Here is an 18,091-nt window from a genome sequence, read left to right as displayed (position 1 = left end):
GAGGGTGTGGAATCTGCCCGCGCGCGGGAACCTTAGGCGGTCTCGCCGCGTCGTAGTGGCGAACCGGCACACGTGCCGGTATCAAGGCTGGCCCCCGTAGCCCAATTGGCAGAGGCAGACGACTTAAAATCGTCAGAGTGTCGGTTCGAACCCGACCGGGGGCACTTTTCCAATCTAACGGGTCATCTCCCCTCGTACCTCCTCCATCCGCGCATTTCGGGCACCTCGTTCGGGTGATCTTCGCGGTTCGGCTTGTTGGTGAAGGCTTTTCGTGCTGGACGCGGTGGCGTTCCGGTCTCGGTTCGGTGAACACCCGGCTGCGCTCGACGCTCGATCAGGACGCGGTGGGGTGGCGATTACCCCGCGGGGGTTTCGTCCCGGCCGGGTCAACAGCGACAATGCGCCCTCATGGCCTACGAGCGAGACCCCCGGGCCGGACGGCCGGGACCGGGGCAGCAGGGACCGCAGCAGCCGGGACCGCCGCAAGGCGGCCCTCAGCAGCCCGGACCGCCTCCCGGCCCGCCGGGACCACCGCCGGGCGGTCAGCCGAGGCCGCAGCAGGTCCCGCCGGGGCAGATGCCGCCCGGACCGGCTCCGCAGCAGGTGCCCCCGGGGTACCAGCCCGGTCCGCCGGCGCAGCCGCCGATGGGCGGGCAGCCCGTGCCGCCCCAGCAGCCGATGCCGCCCCAGCAGCCGCCACCGGGCGGGGTGCCCGGCTACCAGCCGCCGGCGAACAACCCGTACCCGGAGACCCGCGTCGACCAGCGCGTCGACGGCTACCGGGACGACCCGTACGCCGACCCCTACGGCTACCGCGACGACCGCTACGACGACAGGTACGACTACCGCGAGCCCGAGCGCGACCGGTACCGCGACGACTACGACCGCCGCGAGCGGGACCGCGATCGCGATCGCGACTACGACCGGCGCGACCGGGACGGGTTCCGCGGGCCGAGCGCGGACGCCATCGGCCGCACGGTCCAGGTGCTCAGCGCGCTGATCGCGCTGGTGTTCGTGCTGCACATCATCTTCTCGGTGACCGGTGCGAACCAGGACAACGACTTCGTCGCCTTCACCTACGGCACCGCGAAGTTCTTCGTGCTCGGCCTCGGCGACGTGTTCACCCCTGGAGACGCGACGATCGGCCTGGTGCTCAACTACGGACTGGCCGCGCTGATCTACCTGTTCGCCGGTCGGATCATCGCCCGAGCGCTGCGGCGGTGACGCTGAGTTGAACCGGACCCGGTCTGCGCCGGGTCCGGTATTGCTCAGGTCACCTGTCCGCGTGACCAGGGAAAACGTTCCGTGATCGGACGCGGTCGCGGTGGGCTGCCAGGGGGCGACAGCCGTCCGGCGTCCGGGCATGGCACCCTTGAACTGGCCGGACCTGCGTTTCAGGGGGTTCAGCCGCGCACGTACGGCCCGGGTTGCGCCGGATGGAAACGACGTCGGGCGCTCGCCCCCAGCGGCCCATGACCAGGAGTAGCTGAGTGGAAAGTTTCTTCTCCTTCATCCTCTACCCGGTGTCGGCGATCTTGTGGTTCTGGCACAAGGTCTTCGGCACCGTGCTCGGCCCGGACAACGGCTTCGCCTGGGCCCTGGCCGTGTTCTTCCTGGTCTTCACGCTGCGCGTGGTCCTCATCAAGCCTGCGCTGAGCCAGATGCGCGCAGGCCGCAAGATGGCCAAGTTCGCGCCGCACATCCAGAAGCTGCGCGACAAGTACAAGAACGACCGCCAGCGCATGGCGCAGGAGATGCAGAAGCTCCAGTCCGAGCACGGGGTCAACCCGCTCGGCGGCTGCCTACCCGCGCTGCTGCAGATCCCCGTCTTCCTGAGCCTGTTCCACGTGCTGCGGAACTTCCACCCGGGCGCGCAGAGCAACTTCATCTTCGACAAGGCGGGCGTCGACTCGTTCATCCAGGCCGACATCTTCGGCGCGAAGCTGTCGAACTGGATCACCCAGCCCGCGACGGACCTGGCGCTGTTCGGCACCGACCGGACCTCGATGATGATCGTCGGCATCCCGCTGATGCTGATCGCCTCGGTCGCCACCTACTTCACCATGCGGCTGTCGGTGAAGAAGCAGACGGACGCCTCGATGGCCAACCCGCAGTCGGCGATGATGGCCAAGTTCATGATGTACATCGCGCCGATCGGTGCGATCGTCTCCGGCTGGTTCCTGCCGATCGCCGTCCTGCTGTACTGGCTGGCCAACAACGTCTGGACGCTGGGGCAGCAGCACTTCCTGACCAAGAAGATCGACGCCGAGCAGGAGCGCGAGCGGCAGAAGGAGATCGAGGCGAAGAAGGCCACGCCTCGTCCCAAGCCGGGGCAGAAGCCGGTCCGCGACGCCAAGGCGGAGACCTCCGCGGAGGGCGAGGCCGCCACGGCCACCGCGACCGAGGCCAAGCCGGCCAAGCCCGCACCCGGGCAGCGACCCGGTGGTAAACCCGGTGGGAAGAAGAGCCAGCCCAAGAACCGCCCTGGCAAGCAGGCGTCCAGAGCCAAGAAGCGGCGTTAGGCAACGTGTGAGCAAAGGCCGGTGGATCTTGTGTCCGCCGGCCTTTCGCTTCCGGTAAAGTCCGGTTTTACCGAACCGGGAACCGATCGGGACCGCCGGTCGTTGGATCTGGAGACGGCGCAAGAACGCCCAGGAGGATGAGTTGCGCACAACGAGCAACCCCGCGTTCCGCAAGCTGCCGGAAATGGCCGGTGGCTACGCGAACTTCAACTACGGCCAGGGACAGCAGTCGTCCTACGGCCAGGCGCCGGCTGCTCCCCCGCAGGCCGCGCGACCGATGACGATCGACGACGTGGTCACCAAGACCGCGATCACCCTCGTGCTGGCGGTGATCACCGCGACGCTGACCTTCCTGGCCGGCCCGCCCGCGGTGATCCTGGCGCTGCCCGCGGCGCTGGTCGCCCTGGTGATCTCGCTGGTCATCGTCTTCACCAAGAAGGTCCGGCCCGCTCTGGTCGTGGCCTACTCGGCGCTGGAGGGCGTGTTCCTCGGTGGCATCAGCTACCTGTTCGCGTCGCAGTTCAACCTGGGCATGATCATGCAGGCGATCGTGGGCACCCTCGGTGTCTTCGCCGCGATGCTGGTCGTCTACAAGACCGGCGCGATCCGGGTGACGCCGAAGCTGACCAAGTGGATCATCGGCGCGGTCGCGGGTGCGGCGGTCCTGATGCTGGTCAACTTGGTCGCCAGCTTCTTCACGGCGGGCGGTCTGGGCCTGCGCGAGGCGGGCCCGCTGGGCATCGGCTTCAGCCTGCTGTGCATCGGCATCGCGGCGTTCAGCTTCCTGCTTGACTTCGACGCCGCCGACAAGGCGATCCGCAGCGGTGTCGACGCCAAGTTCGCCTGGTACATCGCCTTCGGCCTGATGACCACCCTGGTCTGGCTGTACCTCGAGATCCTCCGCCTGCTGTCCTACTTCTCCAGCAGCGACTAGAGCGGTGTGCTGGAGCAGCTTGATTAGCGGTGCGGGTAGCGGAACCTGAGCGCTCCCGTGGACTCCGGGCGCCACTCCTGATGTATGCCAATACACGGCGTCGCGGCGTCCTCGCCACGGAAGCGCTCAGAACCCGCGGCGGTGCAGGTTGCTCAGGTGGGTAATGAGAAAGCGGCTGACGCCGCTTGCCTGACGTGAAAATGGCCGCCACTCCTCGTGAGTGGCGGCCATTTTCACGTCTCCCTCAGCTGAGGCGTTCGAGGACCATGGCCATGCCCTGGCCGCCGCCGACGCACATGGTCTCCAGGCCGAACTGCTTGTCGTGGAACTGGAGGGAGTTGATGAGCGTCGTGGTGATGCGGGCACCGGTCATGCCGAAGGGGTGGCCGACGGCGATCGCGCCACCGTTGACGTTCAGCTTCTCCAGCGGGATGCCCAGGTCCTTGTAGGACGGGATGACCTGCGCGGCGAACGCCTCGTTGATCTCCACGAGGTCGATGTCGTCGATGCTCATGCCCGCGCGCTTGAGGGCCTGCTTGGAGGCCTCCACCGGCCCCAGGCCCATGATCTCCGGCGACAGGCCGGACACGCCGGTCGACACCACGCGAGCCAGCGGGGTCAGCCCGAGCTCCTTGGCCTTGGTGTCGCTCATGATGACCAGCGCTGCGGCGCCGTCGTTGAGCGGGCAGCAGTTGGCGGCGGTGATCCGGCCGTCGGGGCGGAACACGGGCTTGAGACCGGCCACGCCCTCCTTGGTCACGCCCGCGCGCGGGCCGTCGTCGGCGGAGACGACGGTGCCGTCCGGGGTGGTGACCGGGGTGATCTCGCGCGACCAGAACCCGTTGGCGATGGCCTTCTCGGCGAGGTTCTGCGAGCGGACGCCGAAGTCGTCCATCTCGTCGCGGGTGACGCCTTTGAGGCGCGCGAGGTTCTCCGCGGTCTGCCCCATCGGGATGTAGACGTCCGGCACGAGGTCGAGCTCGCGCGGGTCGGTCCAGCTCTCCGCGCCCTGCTCAGCGGTCTGCTGGGTGCGGGCCTCGGCGTCGGCGAACAGCGGGTTGTGGGTGTCCGGCAGCGAGTCGGAGGAGCCCTTGGCGAAGCGCGACACCGCTTCGACACCGGCGCTGATGAACACGTCGCCCTCGCCGGCCTTGATGGCGTGCAGCGCCATCCGGGTGGTCTGCAAGCTCGACGAGCAGTAGCGGGTGATGGTGGTGCCGGGCAGCTGGTCGTAGCCGAGCTCCACGGCGACCACGCGGGCCATGTTGAAGCCCTGCTCGCCGCCGGGCAGACCGCAGCCCAGCATCAGGTCGTCGATGTCGGCGGGGTTGAGCTCGGGGACCTTGTCCAGGGCGGCCTTGACGATCTGGGCGGTCAGGTCGTCCGGACGGATGTCCTTGAGCGATCCCTTGCCGGCGCGCCCGATCGGGGACCGCGCGGCGGAGACGATGACTGCTTCGGGCATGGGGGAACTCCTTCGTTCGCCGGGGCGCGAAAGTTCGTTACTGACGAGTCACTTTAAGGGCGTTGAGACCATCTTGGCGGTGACGCCACTCACCGACAACCCCCGTACCGACCGGACGGTACGGGAGTTGGCCGGGTTTCAGCGGAAGTCCGGGCCCCGGTTTCAGTGGAAATCAGAAACCCGATTTCCACTGAAATCCGGTCAGTCCAGGCCGCGGCCCGGGTTGTGGTGGTGGAGGCGGCGGTTGAGGTGGGCGACGATGCGGCTGGTGGGGCGGCGGGCCTCGGCCGTTTCCGATCGGGTCGGGGCCGGCGGCAGCGGGCCGCCCTGCCAGGCGCCGATGGCCATGCACATGACCGGGAGCAGGATCTCCGCGGCAGCCTCGTAGCCCGCGCCGGACGGGTGGAACCGGTCCGGGCTGAAGAACTCCGCCGGCCGGGTCAGGAACTCCGGTGAGAGCAGGTCGGCGAGCGGGACCGCGTAGCCGCCGGCGGTCTCCACGCTGCGGCGCTGCGCGCGGGCCAGCGCGATGCTCCAGCGGCTGGCCACCGAGCGCAGCGGCTGCGGGATCGGCCGGATCGAACCGAGGTCCGGGCACGTGCCCACGACGACCTTCACGTCCGCCTCGACCAGCCGCCGGACCTGCTCGGCGAGCAGCTCCGCGCACCGCGAGACCGGCAGCTTCGAGGTCACGTCGTTGGCGCCGATGATGATCAGAACCACCTCCGGAGGCTGCCGCAGGGCCGCGTCGACCTGCGCGGACAGCTCCCGCGTCGTCGCGCCGACGATGGCGTGCGTGGTCAGCGCGACCGGCCCGTCCAGCTCCTCGGCCAGGCCCTGCGCCACCCGGACACCGGGCAGCTCGCTCGGGAAGTTCGCTCCCAGCCCCGCCGCTGAGGAATCCCCGAGCACCGCCACCTCCAGCGGCCGGACGCCCTCGGGGACCTCGCTGCGCGGCACCGGGCCGACACCGGTGGGCAGGTGCACGCCGTCGGCGCGCAGGGGCTCGGCGATCGGCGGTCCGATGACCCTTCGCGCGTGCCCGGCCTGACCGTTGAGCAAGCCGTAGGCCGCTCCGGACAGGCCACCCGCGGTCCCTGCGGCCAGCAGTGCGAGCCGCAAAGCCTTCGTCGCGATCATCTCGGCCCCTCCCTCCACACCACCCCGGGGACTGGGAATGTAGACCCGTCGCACCAGGGATGCGCTCGGCGAAACGCCTACACCCCGCTACTGGATAGACGCCACCGAGCCGAAAAAACTTCCCTGACCGTGTGTCGTCCGGAAGGTCCCTTGGGTTAGCGCCTGAACAGGCGATTACGCTCGGCATCACACCCGCGCCGGAGACCCGCCGGGCGGGACCGACCGACGACTGAGGACGAGGCGTGGACTACGTCGAGCACGTCACCGAACTGGTGGGCAACACTCCGCTGGTCCGGCTGAACGCGGTGGCCACCGGCAAGACCCCGGTGCTGGCGAAGGTGGAGTACCTCAATCCGGGCGGCAGCGTGAAGGACCGCATCGCGCTGCGCATGATCGAAGCCGCGGAGGCTTCCGGCGAGCTCAAGCCAGGCGGCACGATCGTGGAACCGACCTCGGGCAACACCGGTGTCGGGCTTGCCATGGTCGCCCAGCGCAGGGGTTACCGCTGCGTGTTCGTCTGCCCGGACAAGGTCAGCGAGGACAAGCGCAACGTCCTCAAGGCCTACGGCGCCGAGGTCGTGGTGTGCCCGACCGCCGTGGAGCCCGAGCACCCGGAGTCCTACTACAGCGTCTCCGACCGCCTGGTCGAGGAGATCGACGGCGCCTGGAAGCCCAACCAGTACGCCAACCCGCAGAACCCCGAGTCCCACGTGCACTCCACGGGCCCGGAGATCTGGGAGCAGACCGAGGGCAAGGTGACGCACTTCGTCGCCGGCATCGGCACCGGCGGCACCATCTCCGGCACCGGCGAGTACCTCAAGAAGGTCTCCGGCGGCAAGGTCAAGATCATCGGTGCGGACCCGGAGGGCTCGGTGTACTCCGGCGGTCACGGCCGTCCCTACCTGGTCGAGGGCGTCGGTGAGGACTTCTGGCCGAGCACCTACAACAACGGGATCTGCGACGAGATCGTGCCGATCTCCGACGCCGAGTCCTTCCAGATGACCCGCCGCCTGGCCAACGAGGAAGCGCTGCTGGTCGGCGGCTCCTGCGGCATGGCGGTCGCCGCGGCGCTCAAGATCGCCGAGACCGCGAGCCCGGACGACGTGATCGTGGTGCTGCTGCCCGACGGCGGTCGCGGCTACCTCGGCAAGATCTTCAACGACTCCTGGATGGCCTCCTACGGCTTCCTCTCGCCCGACGCCGCCGGGGGCACCGTGGGCGACGTGCTGCGCCGCAAGGACGGCACGGTTCCCGAGCTGGTGCACACCCACCCGAGCGAGACCGTCGCGGAGGCCGTGGCGATCCTGCGCGAGTTCGGCGTCTCGCAGATGCCGGTCGTGCGCGCCGAGCCGCCGATCATGGCCGCCGAGATCGCGGGCGCGGTCAACGAGCGGGACCTGCTGGACGCGCTGTTCGCGGGCCGCGCGAACCTCGCCGACACCGTCGAGCAGCACATGTCGCCGCCGCTGCCGACCATCGGCGCTGGTGAGGAGATCAGCTCGGCGATGTCGGCGCTGACCGGGGCGGACGGTGCGATGGTGCTCATCGACGGCAAGCCCGCCGGGGTCGTGACCCGCCAGGATGTGCTCGGATTCATCGCGGGTCGATGACGAGTTGGTCCTGAAACACCACTGCGCTCTGGCCTGATCAGATAGCGTAGTGCCGAAGTATGCCCAGGACTTTGGACGCCGCAAGGGAGTAGTACCCGATGAGCTCTCCGCAGCCGCCGGACGGCGGTCAGCAGGGTTCGGATCCGATCTCGAACCGGATGGACCCCCAGGACGAGAACCAGGCGGGCGGTGACTCGACCCAGGTCGTCCGGCCCGTCCAGTCGCAGGGGCAGCAGCCTCCGTCGGAGGCGACGCAGGTCGTCCGGCCCGCAGGCCAGCCGCAGGGCGGTGACTCCACCCAGGTGGTGCCGCCGTCGATGCAGCCGCCGCAGCCGATGTACCAGCAGCCCGGCCTCGGTGGTCAGCAGCAGGGCGGTGCGGACGCGACGGCCATGGTGCCGCCGTCGATGCAGCCCCCGCAGCCGATGTACCAGCAGCCCGGCACGCAGAGCCAGCCCGGCGGATTCCCGGCGCAGCCGCCGCAGCAGCCGGGCACTCCCGGCAGCGGCTTCCCGGCTCCGCAGGCCCAGGGCGGTTTCCCGCCCCCGCAGGCCGGCGGCTTCCCGGGCCAGAGCGGTCAGGGGCAGGGCGGTACCTCGACCCTGCCGATCGCGCAGTGGGTCACGATCGGTCTCGCCGCACTGGGCCTCATCGGCTCGATCATCAGCGGCATCATGACCATGTCCTACGTCCCGGGCGTCGGGATCGCGACGATCGTCGTGGCGCTGATCTTCTGCGGTGTGTGGATCTTCGCCGCCTACTCTGGCGGTCAGGGCAAGCAGTGGGGACGGATCCTCGTCACCGTCTTCGCCGGTCTGGGCCTCATCGGCGGTCTGATCAACCTGTTCGTCAGCCCGCTCGCCGGCATCCTCGGTCTGCTGGTTGGAATCGCGATCCTCGTGCTGTGGTGGCTGCCGTCCACGACGGCGGGGATGAACGCCCTCGCCGGCGCCCCGGCGCCGCAGGCCGGTGGGTACGGCCAGCCGCAGGGCGGCTACGGCCAGCAGGGCTTCGGCCAGCAGCAGCCGCCGCAGCAGTTCGGCCAGCCCGGACCGCCGCAGCAGTTCGGTCAGCCCCAGCAGGGCTACGGTCAGCAGCCCCCGCAGCAGGGCTTCGGCCAGCAGCAGCCCCCGCAGGGCTACCCGCAGTCCGGTGGCTTCCCGCAGCAGGGCGGCTACCCGCAGCAGCCCGGCCAGCCCCCGCAGCCCCCGCAGTGGTGAGCTGAGCTCAGCGTCGAAGTGCCCCCGGCCGACCAGGTCCGGGGGCACTTCGCTTTTCGGGCCCGGGTCGGCGGATCGGCGCTGGAGTAATACGCTGCTCCACATGAGTGACGGCTTCGCCACCCGCGCGATTCACGCGGGCCAGGAGGCAGACCCGACGACCGGTTCGGTGATCGTGCCCATCCACGCCACCTCGACCTACGCGCAGGACGGCGTCGGAGGGATGCGCTCGGGCTACGAGTACTCCCGCACCGGCAACCCGACCCGGACCGCGCTGGAGCGCTGCCTGGCCGAGCTGGAGAACGGCAGGCACGCGCGCGCCTACGCCTCCGGGATGGCGGCCACCGACGCGGTGCTGCGGTCCGTGCTTCGCCCGGGTGACCACCTGGTGATCCCGGACGACGCCTACGGCGGCACCTTCCGGCTGATCGACAAGGTGCTCTCCGGCTGGGGCATCTCCTACACGCCCGCTCCGGTGTCGGACGTGGACGCCGTTCGCGCGGCGATCCAGGACAACACCAAGCTGGTCTGGCTGGAGACGCCGACCAACCCGCTGCTCAACATCGGCGACATCGCCGCGCTGGCGCAGGTCTCCGCGGACGCGGGCGTGAAGCTCGTCGTGGACAACACCTTCGCCTCGCCGTTCCTGCAGCAGCCGCTGGAGCTCGGCGCGACCGCGGTGGTCCACTCGACCACCAAGTACCTCGGCGGGCACTCCGACGTGGTCGGCGGCGCGGTAGTCACCTCCGACGACGAGCTGGCCGAGCAGCTGGCGTTCCTGCAGAACGGCGCGGGCGCGGTGCCCGGACCGTTCGACGCGTTCCTGACGATGCGCGGCCTCAAGACGCTCGTGGTGCGCATGGAGCGGCACAGCGCGAACGCCGAGCGGATCGTCGCAGCGCTGAGCGGTCACCCCAAGGTCGCCAAGGTCCTCTACCCGGGCCTGCCCGAGCACCCCGGTCACGAGGTCGCCGCCAAGCAGATGAAGCACTTCGGCGGCATGGTCTCGTTCCTGCACGCCGACGGTGAGCAGGCCGCCCTGGACGTCTGCTCCCGCACGCGGCTGTTCACCCTCGCCGAGTCCCTCGGCGGCGTCGAGTCGCTGATCGAGCACCCGGGCCGGATGACGCACGCGAGCACGGCGGGTTCGATGCTGCAGGTCCCGTCGGACCTGGTCCGCCTGTCGGTGGGCATCGAAGAGGCCGACGACCTCGTCGAGGACCTGCTCGCCGCACTCGGCTGATCACCTGGGCGGTCGTGCCCGGGACCCCTTCCCGGGCGCGACCGTCACCTGGCCACGAACGGGTCCGAGCTGCCCGGGGACGGCGATTCGGCCGTCTCGCGCGGGGCGACCGGCAGGTCGCTGGGCCGCAGGCAGCCGCCGATGAGCTCCACGACCCCGTCGTGCTCGCGGTAGGAGCCCGGGTCCTCGCAGCCGGAGTTGAGCACCACCAGGACCGCCGCACCGGACAGCGTCGCCGCAGTGATCATGCCGGCGAGCAGCGGGAACACGCCGTTGCTCGGCTGCGCCATGCTGCCCTCCAGGCGGTGTGTCGGGTGCGCGCCTCGCGCTCGGTGACCGTGCTGCCCACTGAGGGTACCGAACGTGCCGCGCCGAGGTCGGTTTCGAAGCAGCAGAGCCATCGCACCCTCCGGTGAGCGCCGCCGCTCCTGCGCGAGGGGACTTCGGCGCACGCCTAGTACCCGTAGATCAGCGGTGGCACGATTGGCCCATGCAGCTCGTCGACCTCGACCGAATCCGCGAAGCGGACGCCCTGCTCGCCAAGGTGGCACGGCGGACCCCGATGGAGCACTCCCGAGTGCTCGGCGAGTACACCGGCGGCGAAGTCCACCTCAAGTGCGAGAACCTGCAGCGCACCGGTTCGTTCAAGCTCAGGGGCGCCTACGTCCGGTTGCTCGGGCTCAACGCCGAGCGCCGCGCGGCCGGGGTGGTGGCCGCCAGCGCAGGCAACCACGCCCAGGGCGTCGCGCTCGCGGCGCACCTGCTGGGCATCCCGGCCACCGTCTACATGCCCGAACGCGCACCGCTGCCGAAGCTGGCCGCGACCAAGTCCTACGGCGCCCAGGTCGTGCTGCACGGCGCGGTGCTCGCCGAAACCCTCGCGGCGGCCAAGGAGCACGCCGAGCGGACCGGCGCCGAGTTCATCCACCCCTTCGACCACCCGGACATCGTCGCAGGTCAGGGCACGGTCGGCCTGGAGATCCTGGAGCAGCTGCCCGAGGTGCGCACGATCCTCGTGCCCACCGGCGGGGGAGGGCTGGTCGCGGGCGTGGCCGCCGCGGTGAAGGCAACGCGCCCCGACGTGAAGGTGCTGGCGGTGCAGGCCGAGCAGGCCGCCGCGTGGCCGCCCTCGCTGGCCGCGGGCAAGCCCGTGCCGCTGACCGACACCCAGACGATGGCCGACGGGATCGCCGTGGGCGAACCGGGCGCGGTGCCGTTCGCCCACGTGTCGGAGCTGGTCGACGGGGTCCTCACGGTCAGCGAGGAGTCGCTGTCCCGCGCGCTGCTGCTGTGCCTGGAGCGGGCGAAGCTCGTCGTCGAACCCGCAGGGGTCGCCGCCGTCGCGGCCTTGCTGGAGCACCCCGAGCAGGTCGTGTCACCGACCGCTGCGGTGGTCTCCGGCGGCAACATCGACCCGCTGCTGCTGCTCCAGCTCATCCAGCACGGCATGACCTCGGCAGGTCGCTACCTGTCGCTGAGCGTCCGGCTGCCCGACCGGCCCGGTTCGCTGGCGGGCCTGCTCGCCAAGCTCGGCGAGCTCAACGCCAACGTCATCGACATCGAGCACTCGCGCATCTCCGGTGCGCTCGCGCTCGGCGAGGTCGACGTCGAGGTCTCGCTGGAAACCCGAGGTCAGGAGCACCGCGAGTACGTCGTCGCCCAGCTCGAAGCCGCCGGGCACACGATCCTCGCCCGTCGCTGAGAGGAGCGCTCACGTGGCTGCCACCAGCGGTCCCGACGAACTGGACGCCCGGTTGTTGCTGCTGCTCTCCGACGAGCCGCGGCTGGGCGTGCTGGAGTGCTCGCGCCGGCTCGGCGTCGCGCGCGGCACCGTCCAGGCCAGGCTGGACCGACTCGTCGAGCGCGGCGTCCTTCAGGGGTTCCCGCCCGAGCTGGACCTGGCGGCGATGGGCTACGGGCTGACGGCCTTCGCGGTCCTGGAGATCACGCAGGGGCACCGCGGGGTCGTCTCCGAGCAGCTGGCCGCCATCGACGAGGTCTGCGAGGTGCACGCGACCACCGGTCAGGGAGACCTGTTCGTGCGCATGGTCGCTCGGTCCAACGACGACCTGCAGCGCGTGATCGACGAGGTCGTCGGAGTGCCCGGTGTTCGGCGCACTTCGACGTCCATCGCGTTGTCCACGCCCGTTCCGCCGAGAGTGCGTCCGCTGCTTCACCGACTTTCCGGGGAAAAGCGAGCGGGCGTCCCGGAATCCGGAACGCCCGCGGACCGAGCGCACAAGCCCGGTATCGATTCTTAATTGCGGTGAAACCGAAGGAACGGTTTCACCGGCATAGGCCCGGTGAAGCCAGATCAACAAAGGCGCGCGGCAACTGCAGCGGCTGCGCGCGAAAGAACTTCGGAATGAGAGATCAGCCGTTGAAGGGCTCGGCCTTGACGAGCGTGACCTTCATGTTGCCGCCGTTGGGCAGCTCGTACTCCCGGCTCTCGCCCTCCTTGGCATCCAGCAGAGCCTTGCCCAGCGGGGAGCTGGGGGAGTAGACCTCGAGGTCGCCGTGCGCGCCCTCTTCGCGGTTGGCGAGCAGGAACTGCTCGGTCTCGTCCTCGCCGTCGTAGCGGACGGTCAGCACCGAACCGGGCTTGGCGATGCCGGACTCGGTGGGCACGTCGCCGACCTGCGCGGTGCGCAGCAGTTCCTGCAGCTGGCGGATGCGAGACTCGATCTGACCCTGCTCTTCGCGAGCGGCGTGGTACCCGCCGTTCTCGCGCAGGTCGCCCTCCTCGCGGGCTTCGTTGATCTTCGCGGCGATCACCGGGCGGTTGGCCACGAGCTCGTCCAGCTCACCCTTGAGCCGGTCGTAAGCATCCTGGGTCAGCCAGGTCACCTGGGTCTCGCTCACGGTCACCACTCCTCGTCGACTTCCGGCCCGCACTCACAACGGGCCAAATTGCAATTCCGTCCTTTTCTCAGCCAATGCCAAGTAACGGAAAAACACGGCCCTCAGCGGGGGCCGTGCTGCGCTCGACGATAGCACGCATCAGCACGCAAAGGGACCGGATTCTCCTCGCGCCCGACGTGCAGCGGGGCGCTTCACCCAGTTGGCCGCGTGTGAGTGGACAAATATTCAGGAACGTTGTAAGTGCAGCCGTACACCTCCCCGATGGTCGCTCGGGAGGATGTACGAAGCACAGTGTCCTGCCGACTCACGCCGTTCGCCGGATGGATCAGGACTTCGCGCCTGCCGACCTCCTCGCCGGATTCGGCACGGCCCCGCACCACGCAGTCCGCGGGTCGCTGCGGATCCTCCCGCTGGACCTCCACGGTGATCCGAACGGAGTGGTCGTCGATCACCTCGAAGGCGACCTGCTTGCCTTCGATCGGCGCAGAGCCGAGGTTGCGGTAGCCGATGAGCGCGACGCCCACGAGAGCCAGCAGCACGACCGCGAGCAGAGCCCAGCGGAGGACGGGACGGGTGCGCGCGCTGCGAGCGCGCGAGCCGTACCGGTCCTGCGGGACCTGCTGCTGCGTCACGGCGGCCTTTCGACGCGGGCGGTGGATCTGCGGCCGGAACCACAAGGGGTGACGGCCGGGATGTCGGCTCCACCGGGAACAATGGAGGACGACTTCCACGTTGAGTATCCCTGGAGCGCCCAGCGGAGGAGACGGCGGGGCCGTCGACGCGGAGGAGCTGTGCACAGGGCGGATGCTGCTACTAGCGGGAGGAACAAGCGGGCGATGGCGGACAAGCTGCGACTGATGACGGTGCACGCGCACCCGGACGACGAGTCCAGCAAGGGGGCCGCGACCACCGCGCGTTACGTGGCCGAGGGCCACGACGTGATGGTGGTCACCTGCACGGGAGGTGAAGCGGGCAGCATCCTCAACCCGGCCATGGATCGGCCCGAGGTCGTGGAGAACCTGACCGACGTGCGCCGGGAGGAGATGGCCAAGGCCGCCGAGATCCTGGGCGTCGAGCACCGCTGGCTCGGCTTCGTCGACTCCGGGCTGCCGGAGGGCGACCCGCTGCCGGCGCTGCCGGAGGGCGTGTTCGCCACGGTGCCGATCGAGGAGTCCACCCGCGAGCTGGTGAAGGTGATGCGGGAGTTCCGCCCGCACGTGGTGATCACCTACGACGAGAACGGCGGATACCCGCACCCGGACCACATCCGGTGCCACGAGATCTCCGTCGCGGCCTTCGACGCCGCCGGTGACCCCGACCTCTACCAGGGGCAGGGCGAGCCGTGGCAGCCGCTGAAGCTGTACTACTCGCACGGTTTCTCCCGCAAGCGCATGCAGCTGTTCCACGAGTCGCTGCTGGCCGACGGCAAGGAATCGCCCTACACCGACTGGCTCGAGCGCTGGGATTCCCAGAACCGCCCCGACCCGGACGACCGGGTCACCACGCGCGTGCCGTGCGGGGAATACTTCGAGCAGCGGGACGACGCGTTGCGCGCCCACGCGACCCAGATCGACCCGACGAGCCGCTGGTTCGCGGTCTCGTGCGACGTGCAGCGCGAGCTGTGGCCGACCGAGGACTACGAGCTGGTGCGCTCGCTGGTCGACACCACGTTGCCGGAGGACGACCTGTTCGCCGGCGTGCAGGAGAAGGTGTGCGCATGAGTGCCCAGGAGACCGTCGCACTGGTGCTGGCCCAGGCGCCGGTGCCGCCGCAGGACCCGGGCGGGCAGGGTGAGGACTTCGGCAAGTCCTCGCCGCTCGGCCTCGTGCTGCTGATCGTGTTCGCCATCGCTGTGGTGTTCCTGATCCGCTCGATGACCAAGCACTTGAAGAAGCTGCCGGTCGTCTTCGACGAGGAGAAGGCCAACGCCGCTGCTCCGGCCCACGTCAAACGAGCCGAAGCCGAAGCCGCGAAGCGAGCGGAGGACTCCGAGGCCACCGAAACCCCGGAGCCGGAGGAGACCCCCTCCAAGCCGTCACGGGCGAAAACCGACTGACCCCCGACTCCGAACGGGGCCACCTGGGAGACCGGGTGGCCCCGTTCTGCGTCGAGCGACCGGATCACCGCCGTTCTCAGGTCCTCGATCACGGCGGTGTTCCGCCGGACGGATTACGGCGGAAATCGGGTCACCCTCACCCTCACCAGTGCGTTCGGAAGATCGAGATGGGAAGGTGGGGGTATGGCGAACCGGCTTGCGGACGCGACGAGTCCGTACCTCCTCCAGCACGCTGACAACCCGGTCGACTGGTGGCCGTGGTGTCCGGAGGCGTTCGCCGAGGCCCGCCGCCGGGACGTCCCGGTGCTGCTGTCGGTCGGGTACGCGGCCTGCCACTGGTGCCACGTCATGGCGCACGAGTCGTTCGAGGACGACGAGACCGCGCGGCTGATGAACGAGCGCTTCGTCAACGTCAAGGTGGACCGCGAGGAACGCCCCGACATCGACGCCGTCTACATGGAGGCCACCCAGGCCATGACCGGCCAGGGCGGGTGGCCGATGACCTGCTTCCTCACCCCCGACGGCGAACCGTTCCACTGCGGCACCTACTACCCGGCATCGCCGATGCCCGGGATGCCGTCGTTCCCGCAGCTGCTCTCGGCGGTCGCGGAGGCGTGGGAGGGACGCGGCGAGGAGGTCCGCCAGGCCGCGAGCCGCATCGTCGAGCAGCTCAACGCGCAGCGCTCACCGCTGCCGGAGTCGATCTTGGACGAGGAGGTGCTGACCGGCGCCGTCGGCCGGTTGCGCAGCGAATCCGATCGCGAGCACGGCGGCTTCGGCGACGCGCCGAAGTTCCCGCCGTCGATGGTGCTGGAGTTCCTGCTGCGCCACCACGAGCGCACCGGCTCCGAGCAGGCGCTGGAGCTCGCCCGCGACTGCTGCGCGGCGATGGCGCGCGGAGGCATCCACGACCAGCTGGCCGGCGGTTTCGCCCGCTACAGCGTCGACGCGGCCTGGGTGGTGCCGCACTTCGAGAAGATGCTCTACGACAACGCCCTGCTGCTGCGCGCCTACGCCCACCTGGGAAGGCTCGGCGACGCCCTGGCGGCCCGCGTGGCCAGGGAGACCGCCGGGTTCCTGCTGCGCGACCTGCGCACGCCGGAGGGCGGTTTCGCCGCGTCGCTGGACGCCGACACCGAGGGCGTCGAGGGCCTGACCTACGTGTGGACGCCGGAGCAGCTGCGCGAGGTGCTCGGCGAGTCCGACGGTGACTGGGCCGCGTCGCTGTTCCTGGTGACCCCGGAGGGCACCTTCGAGGAGGGGACGTCGACGCTCCAGCTACCGCGCGACCCCGACGACCAGGCCCGCTGGGCGCGTGTCCGGCAGAGCCTGCTGGCAGCGAGGGAGCAGCGCCCTCAGCCGGGCGAGGACGACAAGGTCGTCACCGCTTGGAACGGACTGGCGATCACCGCGCTGGTGGAGGCCGCGACCGCGCTGGAAGAACCGTCCTGGATCGAGGCCGCCGCCGGGGCCGCCGAGCTGCTGCTGTCGACGCACCTGGTCGACGGCAGGTTGCTGCGCACCTCCCGGCACGGCGTCGCGGGCACGGCCGCCGGGGTGCTGGAGGACTACGCCTGCTTCGCAGACGGGCTGCTGTCGCTGCACCAGGCCACCGCCGATCCGCGCTGGCTGACCACCGCGTGCGAGCTCCTCGACGTCGCGCTGGAGCAGTTCGCCGACGCCGACCACCCGGGCACCTTCCACGACACCGCCGCCGATGCGGAGGCGCTGGTGCGCAGGCCCTCGGATCCGACCGACAACGCCAGCCCGTCCGGTGCCGCAGCGCTGACCTCGGCGCTGCTGACGGCATCGGCCCTGGTCGGACCGGAGTCCACCGGTCGCTACCGCACCGCCGCCGAGCAGGCCCTGTCGCGGGCGGGCCTGCTGGCCCAGCGCGCGCCGCGCTTCGCGGGCCACTGGCTGGCGGTCGCCGAGGCGCGCGCCCAGGGCCCGATGCAGGTCGCCGTCGTGGGACCGGACGAGTCCTCGCGGGCTGAACTGCTCGCGACGGCCCACCGCCGGGGTCCGGGCGGCACGGTCGTGGTCGCCTCGACGCCGGAAGCTGCCGGAGTTCCCCTCCTGGCCGACCGGCCCCTGGTCGACGGTGGCGCGGCCGCCTACGTCTGCCACGGCTACGTGTGCGACCGCCCCGTCACGACCTCCGACGAACTGGCGGACAAGCTCGCTCAGGCGTAGAGCGCGAGCCAGATGGCGACGTGGTGGCAGATGGCCGCCGCGGTGACCGTCGAGTGGAAGAACTCGTGGTAGCCGAAGGTCTTCGGCCACGGGTCCGGCCAGCGGGTGGCGTAGAAGACCGCACCGACCGTGTAGAGCGCGCCGCCGACGATGAGCAGCACCAGCACCGCCGCGCCCGCGTTCTCCAGCAGGTCCGGCAGCACGAACACGGCCACCCAGCCCAGCGCGATGTAGACCGGGACGCCGACCCAGCGCGGCGCGTTCGGCCAGGCGAGCTTGAGGATCACGCCGCCGAGCGCGCCCGCCCACACCACGGCGAGCACGATGGCGCCGGTGGTCGGCTGCAGCGCGATCATCGCCAGGGGCGTGTAGGTGCCCGCGATGAACAGGAAGATCATCGAGTGGTCGAGCCGTCGCATCCAGGTGCGGGCGCCGACCGAGTTCCAGGTCTTGCGGTGGTAGAGCGCGCTCACGCCGAACAGGCCGAGCACCGTTGCCGAGTAGATCGAGGTGCCCAGCGCTGCCTCAGCCGACACGGTCGAGGCGGCCAGCGAGATGAGCGTCGCGCCGGCGGCGAAGAACGCCAGCAGCGACCAGAAGTGGATCCAGCCGCGCATGCGCGGCTTGACGATCGCGTGCGGGACTCGGGAAGACACGGCGTTGGTCACGCCACAAAGGTTACGGGACCGTAGGTTTGGTCCGCTGTGACGTCTGTTGCAAACCGGGCTTTCGCGACCCGATCGAGGCCTCAGAACCAGCAGCCGTGCGGGTTCTCAAGTGGTGGGAGGAGAAAGCGGCTGCGCCGCTTGGGCTCGGCGCTGAGGGTCATCCGCATCCGCGTAG

The 18,091-nt window shown here is 70.0% G+C and carries 17 protein-coding genes and 1 tRNA gene; 12 read left to right on the top strand and 6 right to left on the bottom strand.

The window, feature by feature from the left end:
* Positions 1-90: 90 nt before the first annotated feature.
* The 4 genes from E1181_RS11925 to E1181_RS11910 all read left to right on the top strand — a co-directional run bounded on the left by E1181_RS11925 (position 91) and on the right by E1181_RS11910 (position 3,456).
* A tRNA-Leu gene (locus tag E1181_RS11925) sits at positions 91-164 on the top strand.
* Between the two features lie 244 nt (positions 165-408).
* Entirely contained in the window at positions 409-1,224 is an 816-nt protein-coding gene (locus E1181_RS32090; protein ID WP_235876697.1) for a hypothetical protein, read from the top strand.
* 266 nt (positions 1,225-1,490) lie between these two features.
* Entirely contained in the window at positions 1,491-2,522 is a 1,032-nt protein-coding gene (yidC, locus tag E1181_RS11915; protein WP_132674052.1) for a membrane protein insertase YidC, read from the top strand.
* A gap of 142 nt (positions 2,523-2,664) precedes the next feature.
* Positions 2,665-3,456 carry a Bax inhibitor-1/YccA family protein gene (locus tag E1181_RS11910; protein ID WP_132674050.1) on the top strand — a complete coding sequence of 264 codons (792 nt, stop codon included), beginning with the start codon at positions 2,665-2,667 and terminating at the stop codon, positions 3,454-3,456.
* A gap of 244 nt (positions 3,457-3,700) precedes the next feature.
* Here E1181_RS11910 and E1181_RS11905 read toward each other — a convergent pair whose 3' ends face one another.
* Together E1181_RS11905 and E1181_RS11900 are read right to left on the bottom strand one after the other, a co-directional pair.
* The gene (locus E1181_RS11905; protein WP_132674048.1) at positions 3,701-4,921 is read right to left on the bottom strand and encodes an acetyl-CoA C-acetyltransferase; all 1,221 of its coding nucleotides are present in this window, start codon (positions 4,919-4,921) and stop codon (positions 3,701-3,703) included.
* 201 nt (positions 4,922-5,122) lie between these two features.
* A complete protein-coding gene (locus E1181_RS11900; RefSeq protein ID WP_132674046.1) occupies positions 5,123-6,061 on the bottom strand; it encodes an SGNH/GDSL hydrolase family protein in 939 nt (312 codons plus the stop codon).
* A gap of 242 nt (positions 6,062-6,303) precedes the next feature.
* Here E1181_RS11900 and E1181_RS11895 point away from each other — a divergent pair, with 242 nt between their 5' ends.
* The 3 genes from E1181_RS11895 to E1181_RS11885 all read left to right on the top strand — a co-directional run bounded on the left by E1181_RS11895 (position 6,304) and on the right by E1181_RS11885 (position 10,134).
* A complete protein-coding gene (locus E1181_RS11895; RefSeq protein ID WP_132674044.1) occupies positions 6,304-7,671 on the top strand; it encodes a cystathionine beta-synthase in 1,368 nt (455 codons plus the stop codon).
* 98 nt (positions 7,672-7,769) lie between these two features.
* Positions 7,770-8,891, top strand: a complete 1,122-nt coding sequence (locus tag E1181_RS11890) for a ZIP family transporter (protein ID WP_132674042.1) — start codon at positions 7,770-7,772, stop codon at positions 8,889-8,891.
* A 103-nt stretch (positions 8,892-8,994) separates the two neighbouring features.
* Complete coding sequence (locus E1181_RS11885) at positions 8,995-10,134, top strand: cystathionine gamma-synthase (RefSeq protein WP_132674040.1); 1,140 nt, start codon at positions 8,995-8,997, stop codon at positions 10,132-10,134.
* A 44-nt stretch (positions 10,135-10,178) separates the two neighbouring features.
* On the opposite strand, the gene E1181_RS11880 is transcribed toward E1181_RS11885, so the two are convergent.
* Entirely contained in the window at positions 10,179-10,424 is a 246-nt protein-coding gene (locus tag E1181_RS11880) for a hypothetical protein (RefSeq protein WP_132674038.1), read from the bottom strand.
* Between the two features lie 200 nt (positions 10,425-10,624).
* Here E1181_RS11880 and ilvA point away from each other — a divergent pair, with 200 nt between their 5' ends.
* Together ilvA and E1181_RS11870 are read left to right on the top strand one after the other, a co-directional pair.
* The gene (gene ilvA / locus E1181_RS11875; RefSeq protein ID WP_132674036.1) at positions 10,625-11,836 is read left to right on the top strand and encodes a threonine ammonia-lyase; all 1,212 of its coding nucleotides are present in this window, start codon (positions 10,625-10,627) and stop codon (positions 11,834-11,836) included.
* A gap of 13 nt (positions 11,837-11,849) precedes the next feature.
* The gene (locus tag E1181_RS11870) at positions 11,850-12,395 is read left to right on the top strand and encodes an Lrp/AsnC family transcriptional regulator (protein ID WP_132674034.1); all 546 of its coding nucleotides are present in this window, start codon (positions 11,850-11,852) and stop codon (positions 12,393-12,395) included.
* A 112-nt stretch (positions 12,396-12,507) separates the two neighbouring features.
* On the opposite strand, the gene greA is transcribed toward E1181_RS11870, so the two are convergent.
* A complete protein-coding gene (gene greA / locus E1181_RS11865; RefSeq protein ID WP_207918450.1) occupies positions 12,508-12,996 on the bottom strand; it encodes a transcription elongation factor GreA in 489 nt (162 codons plus the stop codon).
* A gap of 191 nt (positions 12,997-13,187) precedes the next feature.
* On the bottom strand, positions 13,188-13,628 hold the full coding sequence (locus tag E1181_RS11860) for a DUF4307 domain-containing protein (protein ID WP_132674030.1): 441 nt from the start codon (positions 13,626-13,628) through the stop codon (positions 13,188-13,190).
* A gap of 204 nt (positions 13,629-13,832) precedes the next feature.
* Here E1181_RS11860 and mca point away from each other — a divergent pair, with 204 nt between their 5' ends.
* From mca to E1181_RS11845, 3 genes are all read left to right on the top strand, one after another.
* A complete protein-coding gene (gene mca, locus E1181_RS11855; RefSeq protein ID WP_132674028.1) occupies positions 13,833-14,717 on the top strand; it encodes a mycothiol conjugate amidase Mca in 885 nt (294 codons plus the stop codon).
* Entirely contained in the window at positions 14,714-15,052 is a 339-nt protein-coding gene (locus tag E1181_RS11850; RefSeq protein ID WP_132674026.1) for a hypothetical protein, read from the top strand. The genes mca and E1181_RS11850 overlap by 4 nt, the downstream gene beginning before the upstream one ends.
* A 183-nt stretch (positions 15,053-15,235) precedes the next feature.
* Positions 15,236-17,248 (top strand): thioredoxin domain-containing protein, encoded by a 2,013-nt coding sequence (locus E1181_RS11845; RefSeq protein ID WP_132674024.1) that lies wholly within the window; start codon positions 15,236-15,238, stop codon positions 17,246-17,248.
* Here E1181_RS11845 and trhA read toward each other — a convergent pair.
* Entirely contained in the window at positions 17,239-17,916 is a 678-nt protein-coding gene (trhA, locus tag E1181_RS11840; protein WP_328590878.1) for a PAQR family membrane homeostasis protein TrhA, read from the bottom strand. The two genes, E1181_RS11845 and trhA, sit on opposite strands and share 10 nt — an antisense overlap.
* Positions 17,917-18,091 lie beyond the last annotated feature (175 nt).

Source organism: Saccharopolyspora terrae, from assembly GCF_004348435.1.
GTDB lineage: Bacteria > Actinomycetota > Actinomycetes > Mycobacteriales > Pseudonocardiaceae > Saccharopolyspora > Saccharopolyspora endophytica.
The sequence above is the reverse complement of the archived record's forward strand: the minus strand, read 5'-3'. Positions and strand labels throughout refer to the sequence as shown.